This is a genomic window from Kangiella sp., assembly GCF_048265365.1.
In the GTDB taxonomy this organism is placed as follows: domain Bacteria; phylum Pseudomonadota; class Gammaproteobacteria; order Enterobacterales; family Kangiellaceae; genus Kangiella.
Window position 1 is genome coordinate 193,810 of the sequence record NZ_JBLXBT010000002.1, and the last position, 14,094, is coordinate 207,903.

Sequence of the window (14,094 nt, forward strand, 5' to 3'; positions counted from 1 at the left end):
GAATTCTAGACTCTGATACGTTTTCTCAAGAAGAAGCCCAGCATCAGTAATAGCAACCAGTTAGTGCTACCACCGCCACCAGAGCCACCTTCAGAGCCGGCAGACGTAGGAGCTGCTGATACTTCAACATCAACTGTTTTCTCGACTTGAAGTGCTCCATCACTAACCACAAGCGTGTAAGTGTAGGAACCGGCAGCCAGACCACTCACAGAAGTTGTTGCTGCTGAACTGTTCTCAATCGAGCCTGAGCCAGACCAGTTGAAGATTAAGCTATCACCATCAGGATCATAGGTACCTGAAGCATTTAAGTTAGCGCTTTGACCTTCAGTAATAGTGATCTCTGCTGACTCAAGCACAATAACCGGTGCATCATTCACCCCGCTAACATTAACCATGAACTTGGTTGATGCACGATCCGTTGGCTGGTTATCATCCTGAACCGTCACAGTAACTTCAGTCAAGCCTGAGAAGTTTTCATTAGCAATCAGGTCAAAGGTGGCGCCATTGTGATGCCCATGAACAACCGCGGTCACACCTTCACCGTGAACACTAATGGTATTAGAGACATTGTTGTTATCCATGTAAGCAACTTGAATGCCTTCAATTGTGCTCTCTTCCACCATGGATTGGTCATCAATGCTGAAAAGCGTGATGTTCGAAGGCGCAATCAAGCTCGCAGTAAGCACTTTGCTGCCCACACCGTCCATTGTCAGCATAGACATCACATCAAAACTTTGGCCAATAGCTTCAGACTTAACCTTAACTTTAAACGCAACTTCAAAAGCAGTGACTTCTGGGCCGTTGTAGTCAAAGCAGATAGCCATATCGTCTTGAAGGTAATTAGCTAATTGACCATAGCCATCATAGCCTGGAACAGCACTTTGATTTAAGTAACCTTCAACCGGGTCACCAGCCCATGGGCTGGCACCACCATGCACACCAGCTGTTACAACATTCTCGACTCGAAGATCCGTCTGGAACGGTGAACCATTACCGGTGTAATGACCAAAGTTCAAATTGTCATACACATAGACCATCTCGTAAGCACCAGTGGCAGAGCTATAGTCACGCGCCAGAATAAGCTGTGCATCTACAGAAGTTGTTGAACTGGGATTGGGTTCCCAATCAGCGCATCCTCTGAAGGTACATGATGTACCAGTTACATGCTGAAGGTTATCCCACTCAATTAAAACGTGAGTCCCTTCATTCTGTTGATTAACCAGACGCACAAAGCTAATACCCGATGCTTCAGCTTCCACACCAGTGTCAACGTATGGGGCACCAAACTCCATGCCCTGAGAACCAAAACCTGCCAATCCATACCAGAAGACCCCAATATTAGCTATAGACGGTGCTTTATAAGTGTCATTGAAAGCCCTATTGGTAAATGAGCCAAAGAAACCTGGTGCCATGCCGTGCAAGTCCACCATGCCGTTACCCCAGATATAGAGGCTGCTACTATTGAAGGTATTACCATCTTGATAATTAAATAGCGCGTAACTCTCACCTGATGAAGCTCGTTCATCCTGGAATATTTCATTCAAGGTAACTTGCATACCAGGTTGTCTATTACTTTCTGGAGCATTCTCAAGTGGCGAGAAGCCATAGTCATACAAATTGACATAACCGCCAGCGCCCACCGGTGCACGACATGATGCATCAGTCAATGAGTCAGTAATAATATACTCACGCTTACGATCGCGGCTGTCATTCTGTATACCCGTTACATTGAAGCTATTACCTTCTTGAACAATGTCTGCATTTACAAAACGGTTATCAACCAACTGTACACTACCATCAACCAGCTCAAGCCCTTCTGGAATTTCAGAGGAAAGATTGAAGCTGCGGTCAGCGCCACTCAGGTTAGCGTTTATTGAAACCGTATAATCAATCACATCCCCAACAACTGCGCCTGTCTGGCTAGCAGCCATATTAATGCCATCTTTTTGACGAACAAAGTTGGTAGAAATTAAGCCAATGTTCTCAGGGTTGTTGGCATCAGTACCAAGCTCAATTGCTGAGTAATATTTCTGACCTTCAACAAAGTTGGTGTCATCAAGATGTAAAGTCACATCATAGAAGTTGTCACTGTTAGTGCTGGCTGGCGCTTCAACGTTCAAGTACGCAGCTTGTTCATCCATAACAACTGCAGTGGCAACTTTATGTTTGAAAATAGCATCCTCATAGCCTAAATAACCACGGCTGTTGAAGTTGTGCTCTTGCCAAACTACCCAATAATTACCAGCTTCAGGATTAGGAATATTACACCAGTCAAGTAGCTCAGTTGATTTTAATACAGATTTACAAATGGCTTCATTGTCATAATCAATCACACCATCTTCATTGGCATCGATACCGACATAAATACCGGCATTACCCATAGGTTGTGTATATTCATTAGGATTTATAGCAGCACCGCTTTCTAGAACTTCAGCTACAAAACGCTTAGCACCTTCAGGAACCGAAACCCAGGTCACTTTAACTCGCTCAAGGTCTTGTGCAACTTCAAACAGATTGGAACCATTACCAGAATCACGTTCAACCAGTTCAACTTCTTCAATACTGGCTAATACTGGCTCATATGCCGTAACATTCAAGTAAGGAGCATCACCTAGGGCCAAATTCTTAATGGTATGACTACTTTGAGCAGAGAACACATTGTATTCAACGACTTCTGGCAAAGTACCACTGTCCAACTCCATCTCCACATTCATACTGGCAACTGGAATTGATGCGTTTTCATGAGTCAAAAGAACCTTACCAAACACCGTTAGACCTCGTGGCGAAGCATGAACACTACGAGAGTCAGTCCAAGAGCCATTGATGATGAGACGCTGTGTTTCACCAGCCTTTAAAGAGAACGTACTAGGGAAGGCTTCAATTTCAACACTGTACTCATCAGTTTCAGTTGAAACAGTCCAGGTACCATCAACAGTTGCCGTCACTTCACGGACCCAGCTACAGGTACGGTAGCAGCTCGAATCAACCATGTTAGGCGTATTCAAAGCACCAATATTTCCGCCCTGATGTGGATTAGCGATGGTGTAATGTTCTACAGGAACATGCATAACCAGTCCCGAATGAATAGCTTTATCGACTTGTGCCATACCAGAACCATAGAACCATGGATTGGTTAATTCAGGACGACCAAATTGATCACCAACCAGATCATTGGCTGTCAATTGCATTGCTGACATAACTTCAGAAGGCGACCAGTCTGGGCGAGCTTGCTTAATGAGTGCTAATGCACCTGCAATATGAGGGCTAGACATAGACGTACCACTGATGGAATTAAAGTCAGTAGCGCCTGCATATTGAGTAAAGGGTTGATCGGAAGAATAAGCAGAGTAAATATCTGAACCCGGAGCTGTAATGCTTGGTGCTGTAGATTCTCTGTATTCGTCCAGGTACGCATGACCAATTGAACTGAATGGAGAAATAGCGTCCTGACGTGCTGGGTCAATCGTACGCGTAACTTCAGTTGCTGGAATCGTGCCATAGTGGCCATCCAGGTCATTCAACCAGGCAACAACCACATCACCATCGTAGCGATCCATCTGAACCGTTGGAATGCTGTGTGGTAAGTTTGGATACATATCCTGTGACGAGTCAGCAGTATTGTAGATTACCGCAGCAGCAGCGCCACCAGCAGCAACATTAGCTGACTTATCGATAAGTGCATTCTCACCACGCTCACAGAATACGATTTCTCCATTAGCAAATGTTCCCGCAGAGAAGGGTGTTGAACAAAGAGAGTTACCATAATCAGCAGCTAAAACCATTGGGCCAGAGACAGGCGCCTTGTTGATACCTTGAACATCCGTACGATAAACAGCAGGAATCGATGTACCGTTGTAGCTTAGATCCTGCAATTGGGAAGCTGTTTGAACGTTAAATCTACGTCCGTGCTGGCTGGAGGCAACGGATAATAACCAAGGTGATACGTGGTTTACTGAACGATAGGCACCTGCGTTACCGGCGGATGCAGCGACGTTAATGCCAGACTCATGAGCTGACAGGAATGAAAGCTCAACCGGATCATTATGTGAATCATAACCACCAGAGATTGAATAGTTTATGACATCTACGCCATCAAGAATCGCCTGTTCAATCGCAGGAATAATCGCACTGCTCGGGCAGCCAACCCACTTATCCGCACCATTTCCTGGATAACAAACCTGGTAAGAAATAATGTTGGCATGAGGTGCGATACCTGACATCTTTGGAATCACATAACCGGTATCAATACCTTCGTGGGTCTGTGCAATTGCCGGAACTTTATAGGGCACATCAAATAGAACATTACCCGCGGCAATACTGGCAGTATGCGAGCCGTGTCCCTGATAATCTTCACCCACAGCAGGGCGAGTTTCTGTAAACTCAGAATCACTAAATGCATCGGTGATAATTGGAGTCGACCAGACACCAATAAGCTTGTCATTGCATAAGTATTGGTAGGCTTCTACAGAACAATCATGCAAAAAATTTCCGGAACCCAGTGGGTTCTGTATCGTATACCCGTCATCACCTGCTGCTGCAAAAGAAGGATGTTGAGTGTTGATACCGGTATCGATAACACCGATTAACATACCCTCGCCCTTCAAGCCATCTGGGTTTCCCGGAGCGCTGGTATCGGTCCATACATTAGGAACACCTGTACGCTCTGGAGCAATATCCATCAATAATTCATGACGGACATCTCTTGAGATATAAGCAACTTCACTTAATTTTGATAAGCGCTCCGCTTCTTCCTGAGTCATTTCAGCAATCACCGCATTAATGGCGATCTGGTGTTGCTTTTTGACATTTAAATTGACACCTACAGAGCTAGCTTTGCTAACTAATACTGCTTGTTCACTTTTCAGTTTGCTGGTGTAAGCAGCAATTTTAGAGTTTGATTTAAGGTCGACCTTTCTAGGACCTAACGACTTATTTGAGAACAGATCTTTGGTTGATGCAAAACCACTCACGTCACCTTTATAAAGTGCAGCAGGGGCACTTTTTAATTGAATAATGTAGTTATGACGACCTGAAATGTTGTCTTCGACTTTAAACTTTACTTTCGGGCTCAGTTTAAGGTTACCCCCCATCCCCTCAAGTAAAGAGGTATCCGAAGTTTCGTAACCAGACTCAACACGAGCCTTAGCAGATTCAGGGCTGATATTGATGGGTTCAATCTGGTAGCCTGAGCCACCGACTGCACTGGCAGTAGCTGCAATACCGGCTGAATAAACAGCGGCAACAACGACTGAAGCAATGGTTTTGATTTTCACGACTGTACTCCTATAAATTGAATAAGTTTTTTTATAGCGCCAGTACGTATAGCACAACCAAAACTAATACCTAGAAGCATAAAGTGTACGAAATTGTACGAGCAGGAATAGATCAAGTACTTCCGCAATCTTTGTACGAAATTGTACGAATCTTAGTTACTGGTTGGACAAGCTTTCTAGTCGTTGCTAGACTCAATTTACTGTCAATAAAATACAGTAGCCAACCCTTTTATGGGTCACCTATGAAGAAACGTTTCCATTTATATATATTGTTATCATTAAGCTTATTTTGTCTATCGGTCAGCGCAACCGAGAATCCCCCTATTGAAACTGAAATTATAGAAATCGAAGCAGTTGATGAAACTCTAATACCTAAAGAAAAAGAGTCACAAAAAAAAGATTCATCTCAGTATCAAACCACTGGTCAGTGGGAATTCGCACTCAGCATAGGTTATGGCCAGGTTGAAAGTATCATAGGTAATGTAGATGACTATGAACTCTATCTGCTTCCAAGCATTAGTTACTACGGCGAAAATTTCTTCTTGGACAACACAACGATTGGTTACACACTATTTGAAAACTCTGATTTGTACATTGATTTAGTGGGGCGACTTAATGACGACGGTATTTATTTCAAACTTGATGACTTCGGTGTATTCACTGCGTTAGGTATTCAACCTCCTCTCAGAGATCCCAGAATTCAGCCCGAAGATGTCGAGCGCGATATCTCATATTTGGCTGGCGTGGCGGTAAACTACACGATTGGAGACTTTGATATTCGTTCAGGGTATTACCATGACGTCACCGATGTTCATAATGGCTATGAAATTGATGTGTCTATTTCTTATGGCTTGATGATTACCGACCAATGGTCATTAGGTATGAGAGGTAGTGCTATACACAAGAGCAAAAGACTGCTCAACTATTATTATGGAACCAGGCCTGAAGAAGCACTTTTACCTGCTTTTTCTTATCAGCCAAATTCTTCAGGCACAAACTATGCTTTTAGCATCGACTCCGAGTACCAAATAAACTCCTCCTGGTCTTGGCAGTTGAATTATCGGAGAACTTTTTTAGCACACGAAATCACTGATAACGAAATCATCAGCACGGATGAACCAGACACTTACTTTCTGGGTATCAAATATCGATTCTAGGATTAATGATGAAGCGACCTGCATTTGCCATTTCACTAACAACTTACCTCTTGGTGGGAAGTTGTTGTTTGGCCACGCAGCAGGAGCATAGCTGGAGCGCGGACTCCCCTATCGAAAAGATGAAGGCAAGTCTGACTATTAGACCAACAACTTGTGTGGTTAAACAACAGGGCCAAATCTGTAAGCAAGCCATCACCATATTGTTTGTGAGCCAACAACAGCACAATCTATGTATCTATCAAGTTCCAAAAGAGAATCCGCTATGGTGCAAAGAACAAACCAGCGAGATAGAGCTTAACGTTAAGATAACAGCTAATAAGAGTATTCAGCTCCAGGCAGTTGATGAAGACAAGGGACTGGTGTTAGCAACCAGCAGTTTTACTCACAGTGTTTTCGAGCCCGTTGATAAAAAAAAGCGACGAAACTACGGCCTAGGGATCTTGTAGCGATGCTTGATTGTAATATCCTGTTAATTGAAGATGATTTACCATTAGCTCAACTCATAGAAGAGTACCTGACCGCTCATGGCTTTTTGATTACCCACATAGCAAAAGGTCTCGATGCAAAAAAAGTCTCTAATCCGGAGTCTTTTGACCTAATCCTCTGTGATGTGATGCTGCCTGATATAGATGGATTTAACTTAAAAAATATTTTAGAACAAACTTTCCATTGCCCGATTATCTTCATGACCGCGCTGAGTGATGATGAAGATCAGATTAGAGGTCTGGAGCTGGGCGCTATTGATTACATCGTCAAACCAGTAGAACCCAACGTTCTGCTCGCCCGAATAAAAGCCAACCTGCGTAAAACAAAGCCTCTTAAATCACAGGATATTTTAACCATTTCAGATTTAGAGCTTAACAAGAATCAAAAAGTAGTGACGGTAGATAACAAACCTCTGGATTTAACCAGTCAGGATTTTGATCTCTTGTGGGTCTTCGCAATCAACCAGGGCAAAGTGCTTTCCAGAGAATTTCTATTTCAGGCAATTATCGGCCGTGAATATAATGGTATGGATAGAACTGTTGATGCCAGAACCAGCCGTTTACGCGCAAAAATTGATAGCTTCAAAATTCCCGGTCTTGTGATACGTACAGTATGGGGCAAAGGCTATCTATTTACTTACACCAAAGAAGTTGAGTCTCAATGAAGTTCCAGTTCTTTAGGTTTTATGCCCTGATTATCCTTGCTGGTACTCTGCTGGTATGGTCTTTTAATCAGATTTATAACGCAATCCAAGACGATAATCTAAATTACCAAATTGAGGTCGATTATTTTTTTGATGGCCTTAGCACAGGCAGTAAAAGAGGTTCAAAACCCTTACCTAATCTTTTAACCCTAGAAGCCAGCAGTTTAGCCTTACCATCTGATATTCAGCAGATGGTAGAACAAGGAAAAGTAATTGCAATTACTGATGATAGCGATCAGACGTTTTACTACAAGAAAGATCTGAATAGCGGACAGCTGATGCAGTTTGGTCCCTTTATACATCAAAAAAAAGTAACATCCTTTGAACCTTATGTTGTGCCTCTCTTTTACAGCAGCCTTGCATTTCTCATACTGCTTATGATGCGTCCTATTTTCCGAGACCTCTACAAGCTTCAGCAGGATGCGGTGGACTTTGGTTTGAAGCCCTCTCCAATGAAGCGCTCAATTAAGGAAACGTCCAACATATACCCTCTTGCTCGCGCCTTTTATACCATGTCAGACAAAGTCTTAAACTTTATTCAAATGAATAAGGATTTATCGCGAACGATTTCACACGAAATTAGAACACCATTGGCACGGATGAAATTTATGTTGGAGCTCATTTCTCCGAATATTAAAGCTTCGCAGAAACAACGAATTCAAAACGACATCTCAGAAATTGAATCCCTGGTCAATGATTACCTATCCTTCGCAAAAGTTGAAAATGAAACAGATACTCTGAACTTTGAGGTTCTGTCGATAAAAGACTTCTTAAAAGAAATTTACGAAAAATTTTCCATTTATGAGGAACAAACCGTTATTCATTGCCATAGTGATGACGTACAAGTCTGTTTTGATAAGTCATCAATGTCGATAGCGATACAAAACCTGCTGACCAATGCCATTCGTTTTTCAGACAAACAGATTAGTCTCCATTTTGAAATCCTTGATAATACTTGTGTGCTATCAGTAGAAGACGATGGTCCGGGCGTGGGAGATAATGCACAACAGCTGATGCAACCGTTTAGCCGCGAGAACGTGAAGGAACAGAACCACAAGGGCTTTGGTTTAGGACTTTATATCGTACGCAAGGTAGCAATTTGGCATGAGGGAGAATTCTCCATTTCTAAGTCCGACTCCCTTGGTGGCGCAAAGATGGTCATTTGCTGGCCAAGCAACCTGCCCCATAGCTAGCTGTTTAGATCTTCTCACTAGAATTACCGAATACCAATAGCCATTAACAGTTCTTGCTACTAGAGCTCTGTTTACTAAGGGATATTAGAAAAAAGATTAAAAAAGAGATGGTGCCCAGGGCCGGAGTCGAACCGGCACGGTGTTGCCACCGAGGGATTTTAAGTCCCTTGCGTCTACCAATTTCGCCACCTGGGCAGATGACTTGCTTAACCACACCAGTTTATAGCTAACCGTAATTATGGAGGCTGAGGCCGGAGTCGAACCGACGTCCACGGATTTGCAATCCGCTGTATAGCCACTCTACCACTCAGCCATAAATCAGTTTTGCTGGTGCTGATATAAAAAACCTCGGCCTAGAAGCACCGAGGTTTTGAATTTGGAGCGGGAAACGAGATTCGAACTCGCGACCCCAACCTTGGCAAGGTTGTGCTCTACCAGCTGAGCTATTCCCGCGTCATTTGATGGCGTGCATTTTACTGTGAAATCTTTATGTGTCAACACAAAAAAACGATTTTTTTAGCACGCTTCCTGAGGCTGATTAAGGCTTGAACAATATGCTGTTTTTTTAACCTTAAATCCTGGTGCCGCTTCAGGAGCTGGTTATTATGCGTCATTCTCCGAGCTTGTCAAGTACGGCCAGGCAGCTTTTAAATAGCTATACATAGACCATAAAGTCAGTAACGCTGACAACCAGATGAAGACAAAACCAAAGGTCTTAGGCAGACCGAATACACTTGGCGGCGCTAATAGAAACAGGAAAATGGCGAACATCTGGCTCAGAGTTTTAAGCTTTCCAATCACCGATACACCAACCACGGCCCGATTACCAACTTCAGCCATCCATTCACGCAATGCCGAAATGGTGATTTCTCGGCCAATGATGACTAACGCAGGAATGGCCAGCCACAGGCTCCCCTCTCTTTCAACTAACAAGATTAGGGTAATAGCCACCATCAACTTATCCGCAACGGGGTCTAAGAATGCCCCAAACGGTGACTCAATATTCATTTTTCGGGCTAAAAAACCATCCAGCCAGTCGGTCGCTGCGGCAAAACAGAATATACCTAATGTAATCCAGCGTGCTACAGGGCTATCAATATAAAAGAATACGACAAACAGCGGTACCAGCAAAATACGAAAAGCTGTGAGTACGTTGGGTAAATTCCACATGATGACTTTAAGGTTCCTGATTGATTGTTATTGACGGCATCATTGTAGCGGATTGTTTTTGAGAAATACCGCTAACTATGCAAATAATCATAAATTTTTTGTGCCAGTGCCAGACTCACTCCCGGTGCTCCAGCAATATCTTTAACGCTGGCCTTTTCCACCTCTTGCCAGCCACCGAAATGTCTCAGCAGCGCTTGGCGTCGCTTAGCACCCACTCCCGGTATTTCTTCGAGCAGTGACTTGGTGGCTGACTTTTTACGCTGGTGGCGGTGCTTGGTAATGGCAAAGCGATGTGCTTCATCGCGAATATGCTGGATAAAGTGTAGTGCTTTGGAGTCGTCATCCAGTAATAGTGGCTGGTGTTGCCCTGGAAACCAGATCTGCTCCATGCCTACCTTGCGGTCGCTGCCTTTGGAAACACCAATCAGATAGCTCGATTTTAACTCCAGCTCATTAAAAACTTCTTCAGCCTTCGCCAGCTGCCCTTTTCCACCATCAACAATGACCAAATCGGGCAATGCCTGCTTTTCATCTTTTAAGCGCTTATAGCGACGCGTTAGAGCTTGCTGCATGGCCGCATAATCGTCACCTTCGGTAATCCCCGAGATATTAAACATGCGATAGTCAGCTTTCTTGGGGCCATTCTCATCAAACACTACGCAAGATGCCACTGTCTGCTTACCCTGGGTATGGCTGATATCAAAACACTCCACATGTTTCGGCATCTGCTCCATTTGCAATGCTTTTTGTAGATCCAGCAAACGTTGCGTGAAGTTAGATTTACTGTTGAGCTTAGCCCGTAAGGAGTGTTCGGCATTCTTATTAGCGAAGGTCTGCCATTCTTTGACCTGCCCGCGACTGGCCTGGCGAATCGTGACTTTAGAACCTCGCTGTTCGGCAAAAGCCTCCTGTAATGCATCAATATCTTCCGGTAAATTTTCAATCACCACCTGTTTGGGAATTTCTGCACCGGATAAATAATAAAACCCGAGGAAGGTTGACACGATTTCCTGCAAATCACTGTGCTTGGGTACTTTCGGAAAATAAGTTTTATTGCCAACGATCATGCCCTGGCGAATAAATACTAATAAGATACAGCACACCCCAGAAGCATAAGACACACCAATCACATCCAGATCCGACGCAGTGCCGCTGATTACCTGTTGTTGCATGACATGGCGCATCTGTTTTATTTGATCGCGATAACGCGCGGCAATTTCAAACTCCAGGTTCTGGCTGGCTACGTCCATCTTCTTCTGCAAACGCTCAATAACCTGTTCGCTTTTGCCCTGATAAAACAGCTTCACGTTCTCGACGTCTTTGGCGTATTCTTCTTTTGAAATATAATCCACGCAAGGCGCTGTGCAGCGCTTGATCTGATACTGCAAACAGGGGCGAGAACGGTTGGCAAAATAACTGTCCTCACATTGACGAATCTGAAAGGTCTTTTGAATCAGTGACAAACTCTGGCGCACCGCACTGGAGCTGGGGAAAGGGCCAAAATATTCACCCTTCTCTTTTTTAGCACCACGATGATAGGCCAGTCGTGGAAAATCGCCGGCCGATAAAAATACAAAAGGATAGGATTTATCATCACGAAAGATAACGTTGAAGCGCGGCTTATATTTCTTAATTAGATTATTTTCGAGCAGCAGTGCTTCCGTTTCCGTTTCCGTTACCGTGGTATGGATATCTTCAATATAGGTCACCAGCAACTCAGTTTTCGGCGACTGGTACTTTTTCGTGAAGTAGCTTTTAACGCGATTGGAAAGATTCTTGGCTTTGCCCACATAGAGGGTTTCGCCATCTTTGCCCAGCATTTGGTACACGCCGGGCTTATGACTCAGGTGAGCAAGGATTTTTTTAATGTGCGGTTTAATTGAAGATGAATTGTCGTCCACAGGACTCATAGGTTCTCTTGTTGCTAAACCGGCTACTGAGCTTCAATCACTTTATAGCGAAGTGCCATGTGAGTCAGGCTCACATCATTCTCAACGCCAAGCTTTTCAAATAAGCGGTAACGATAGCTGTTAACTGTCTTAGGACTTAAATGCAGCTTGTCGGAAATCGCCTGGACTTTTTCACCGCGCGTAATCATCAACATAATCTGCATTTCGCGCTCGGATAAGGTGCTGAAAGGATTATCTTCGGTTTTATTGAACTGGCTAAGCGCCATCTGTTGCGCCACTTCCGCAGCCAGATAAAGCTTACCGCGATTGACCGAATGAATGGCTTTAACCATTTCACTGATATCCGTTCCTTTAGTCAGATAACCCATAGCACCAGCAGCGATAAACTGCGTTGGATAAGGTTCAGAACCATGTACCGTCAAAGCAATCACCTTAAGATCTGGTTCAAAGCGCAACATACGCCGAGTTGCCTCTAAACCGCCTATCCCCGGCATATTGGCATCCATCATTACGACATGAGGATTCAGCTCTTTAACTTTCTTTATCGCTTCTTCCCCAGACTCAGCCTCGCCTACGACCTCAATTCCATCTGCATCAGAAAGTAAACGACCCAATCCCATGCGTACCAAATCGTGATCATCCACCAGCAAGACTTTAATCATGTATACCTCAATAACTCATTTATATTTTTGAATAAAATAGCGGTTCAATTATTATGAAATTGCTTTAATATAGCAAGCACAGTTAGAACAGGAATGAGAACTAATATGAATATAAAGCACATCTGCATTTTATTTGGGATAACCGCATGGGCCAACTTCTCCACAGCGGCCTCAACACCAGAGGACTGCGTAGCCATCACCGACGATGCCAAGCGCCTCGCCTGCTATGACCAGTTTCTAAAAAATAGACCAGCACCCTCTAAATCTGAACCTGCTGCACAGCCTGCCAAGCCAGTCGAACCAGCTAAACCAGCCATGCCGGAGCAAGCACAAAAGCCTTCACCGAAAGCTGAAGTTGTCAGCAAAAAAGACAAGGTAAATGAATTTGGCAGTGAACGAATTAAAGAAGAAGAAACCTTAGAAAAAATTACGGCGACCGCGCTGGGTGAATTCGCTGAATGGGAAAAAGGTATGCAAATCCAACTTGATAATGGTCAAGTCTGGGAAATCACAGACCTGCGTCCTGGTTACTACAAAATCACCAACCCTACAGTGACTATCGAAAAAGGATTTATGGACAGCTACAACATGAACGTCAAAGGAAGGAACAAAAGCTACCGTGTAATCCGTGTCGAATAACCCAAAATCGAACTTTAATATCCTTTTATAGCGGGCCAAGGCCCGCACTACTACCAACCGGAATTATAATCTAGTGTAGGGGCGACCTGCGGTCGCCCAATAAACACAGAGTCAATGGCCAAAGGCCCACCCTAATAACCAGCCCTCATAATATCCCAATCGCTTTGATCCAGGTCAAATCCCTAAACTTTCTGTGGTTGTTTAGAAACCGGCTATCCCGCATAATATGCACTCTTTCGATGGCAAGTTTTACCAATTGTCACTTTCGACCCACTCCGTCGCGAAAATTGCGCAAAAACAAGGTGTTATCAGCTGATGGGCGAGTATTTGCTACTCTTTATCGGTACCGTTTTGGTCAATAATTTTGTTCTGGTGAAGTTCCTTGGGCTTTGTCCGTTTATGGGTGTCTCCGGAAAACTGGAAACAGCGATAGGCATGTCGGTAGCGACTACCTTTGTTTTAACCCTAGCCTCTGCGTTGAGTTACATCGTCAACACCTTTATCCTTGCCCCTCTTGGCATGGAGTATTTACAAACTCTTTCCTTCATTTTGGTGATTGCTGTCATGGTGCAGCTGACGGAAATGATTATTCATAAGACCAGCCCGATTCTTTACCGCTTGCTGGGGATTTTCTTGCCTTTAATTACTACCAACTGCGCAGTACTTGGTGTGGCTTTACTTAATGTTAATGAAGCCCACAACTTTGTGCAGTCTGTCATTTATGGTTTTGGTGCAGCGGTAGGCTTTTCCCTGGTTCTGATTTTATTTGCCGCGATGCGCGAACGTTTGGCCGCAGCAGATGTGCCGCTCCCCTTCAAAGGTGCTTCCATTGCAATGATCACTGCGGGCCTGATGTCGCTTGCGTTCATGGGCTTTTCCGGCCTCGTTAAGCTGTAAGGTT

10 protein-coding genes and 3 tRNA genes are annotated in these 14,094 nt (G+C 44.0%); 6 read left to right on the plus strand and 7 right to left on the minus strand.

From position 1 onward, the window contains the following. Window positions 1–5: 5 nt before the first annotated feature. Entirely contained in the window at window positions 6–5,273 is a 5,268-nt protein-coding gene (locus ACN0VI_RS10125) for a S8 family serine peptidase (protein WP_417446702.1), read from the minus strand. Between the two features lie 242 nt (window positions 5,274–5,515). Here ACN0VI_RS10125 and ACN0VI_RS10130 point away from each other — a divergent pair, with 242 nt between their 5' ends. Genes ACN0VI_RS10130 through ACN0VI_RS10145 form a run of 4 tightly spaced genes read left to right on the plus strand, consistent with a single transcriptional unit; the run spans window position 5,516 to window position 8,812 of the window. Then, window positions 5,516–6,430, plus strand: a complete 915-nt coding sequence (locus ACN0VI_RS10130) for a MipA/OmpV family protein (protein ID WP_417446703.1) — start codon at window positions 5,516–5,518, stop codon at window positions 6,428–6,430. Between the two features lie 8 nt (window positions 6,431–6,438). Further along, a complete protein-coding gene (locus ACN0VI_RS10135) occupies window positions 6,439–6,876 on the plus strand; it encodes a DUF3019 domain-containing protein (protein ID WP_417446704.1) in 438 nt (145 codons plus the stop codon). A 2-nt stretch (window positions 6,877–6,878) separates the two neighbouring features. Then, window positions 6,879–7,580, plus strand: a complete 702-nt coding sequence (locus ACN0VI_RS10140) for a response regulator transcription factor (protein ID WP_417446705.1) — start codon at window positions 6,879–6,881, stop codon at window positions 7,578–7,580. Continuing rightward, on the plus strand, window positions 7,577–8,812 hold the full coding sequence (locus ACN0VI_RS10145; protein WP_417446706.1) for an ATP-binding protein: 1,236 nt from the start codon (window positions 7,577–7,579) through the stop codon (window positions 8,810–8,812). The genes ACN0VI_RS10140 and ACN0VI_RS10145 overlap by 4 nt, the downstream gene beginning before the upstream one ends. A 108-nt stretch (window positions 8,813–8,920) precedes the next feature. On the opposite strand, the gene ACN0VI_RS10150 is transcribed toward ACN0VI_RS10145, so the two are convergent. From ACN0VI_RS10150 to uvrY, 6 genes are all read right to left on the minus strand, one after another. Beyond that, window positions 8,921–9,007: transfer RNA gene (locus ACN0VI_RS10150), tRNA-Leu, on the minus strand. A gap of 44 nt (window positions 9,008–9,051) precedes the next feature. Then, a tRNA-Cys gene (locus tag ACN0VI_RS10155) sits at window positions 9,052–9,125 on the minus strand. Between the two features lie 64 nt (window positions 9,126–9,189). Beyond that, window positions 9,190–9,265, minus strand: a tRNA-Gly gene (locus ACN0VI_RS10160). A 150-nt stretch (window positions 9,266–9,415) separates the two neighbouring features. Beyond that, entirely contained in the window at window positions 9,416–9,982 is a 567-nt protein-coding gene (gene pgsA, locus ACN0VI_RS10165; RefSeq protein ID WP_417446707.1) for a CDP-diacylglycerol--glycerol-3-phosphate 3-phosphatidyltransferase, read from the minus strand. Between the two features lie 71 nt (window positions 9,983–10,053). Next, window positions 10,054–11,892, minus strand: coding sequence for an excinuclease ABC subunit UvrC (gene uvrC, locus ACN0VI_RS10170; RefSeq protein WP_417446708.1), 1,839 nt, complete (start codon window positions 11,890–11,892; stop codon window positions 10,054–10,056). Window positions 11,893–11,915: 23 nt separating this feature from the next. Then, entirely contained in the window at window positions 11,916–12,554 is a 639-nt protein-coding gene (gene uvrY, locus ACN0VI_RS10175) for a UvrY/SirA/GacA family response regulator transcription factor (protein ID WP_331892459.1), read from the minus strand. Between the two features lie 105 nt (window positions 12,555–12,659). Between uvrY and ACN0VI_RS10180 the strand changes: the two genes are divergently transcribed. Both ACN0VI_RS10180 and rsxA read left to right on the plus strand, forming a co-directional pair. Beyond that, window positions 12,660–13,193, plus strand: a complete 534-nt coding sequence (locus ACN0VI_RS10180) for a hypothetical protein (protein WP_417446709.1) — start codon at window positions 12,660–12,662, stop codon at window positions 13,191–13,193. A 315-nt stretch (window positions 13,194–13,508) separates the two neighbouring features. Next, window positions 13,509–14,090 carry an electron transport complex subunit RsxA gene (rsxA, locus tag ACN0VI_RS10185; RefSeq protein WP_018625604.1) on the plus strand — a complete coding sequence of 194 codons (582 nt, stop codon included), beginning with the start codon at window positions 13,509–13,511 and terminating at the stop codon, window positions 14,088–14,090. Window positions 14,091–14,094 lie beyond the last annotated feature (4 nt).

Bases quoted from the DNA above. Each gene is read 5' to 3' on its own strand.
- ACN0VI_RS10180 (WP_417446709.1), top strand. From the start codon at position 12,660: ATGAATATAAAGCACATCTGCATTTTATTTGGGATAACCGCATGGGCC.
- uvrY (WP_331892459.1), bottom strand. From the start codon at position 12,554: ATGATTAAAGTCTTGCTGGTGGATGATCACGATTTGGTACGCATGGGA.
- pgsA (WP_417446707.1), bottom strand. From the start codon at position 9,982: ATGTGGAATTTACCCAACGTACTCACAGCTTTTCGTATTTTGCTGGTA.
- ACN0VI_RS10140 (WP_417446705.1), top strand. From the start codon at position 6,879: ATGCTTGATTGTAATATCCTGTTAATTGAAGATGATTTACCATTAGCT.
- ACN0VI_RS10145 (WP_417446706.1), top strand. From the start codon at position 7,577: ATGAAGTTCCAGTTCTTTAGGTTTTATGCCCTGATTATCCTTGCTGGT.
- ACN0VI_RS10130 (WP_417446703.1), top strand. From the start codon at position 5,516: ATGAAGAAACGTTTCCATTTATATATATTGTTATCATTAAGCTTATTT.
- rsxA (WP_018625604.1), top strand. From the start codon at position 13,509: ATGGGCGAGTATTTGCTACTCTTTATCGGTACCGTTTTGGTCAATAAT.
- ACN0VI_RS10135 (WP_417446704.1), top strand. From the start codon at position 6,439: ATGAAGCGACCTGCATTTGCCATTTCACTAACAACTTACCTCTTGGTG.
- uvrC (WP_417446708.1), bottom strand. From the start codon at position 11,892: ATGAGTCCTGTGGACGACAATTCATCTTCAATTAAACCGCACATTAAA.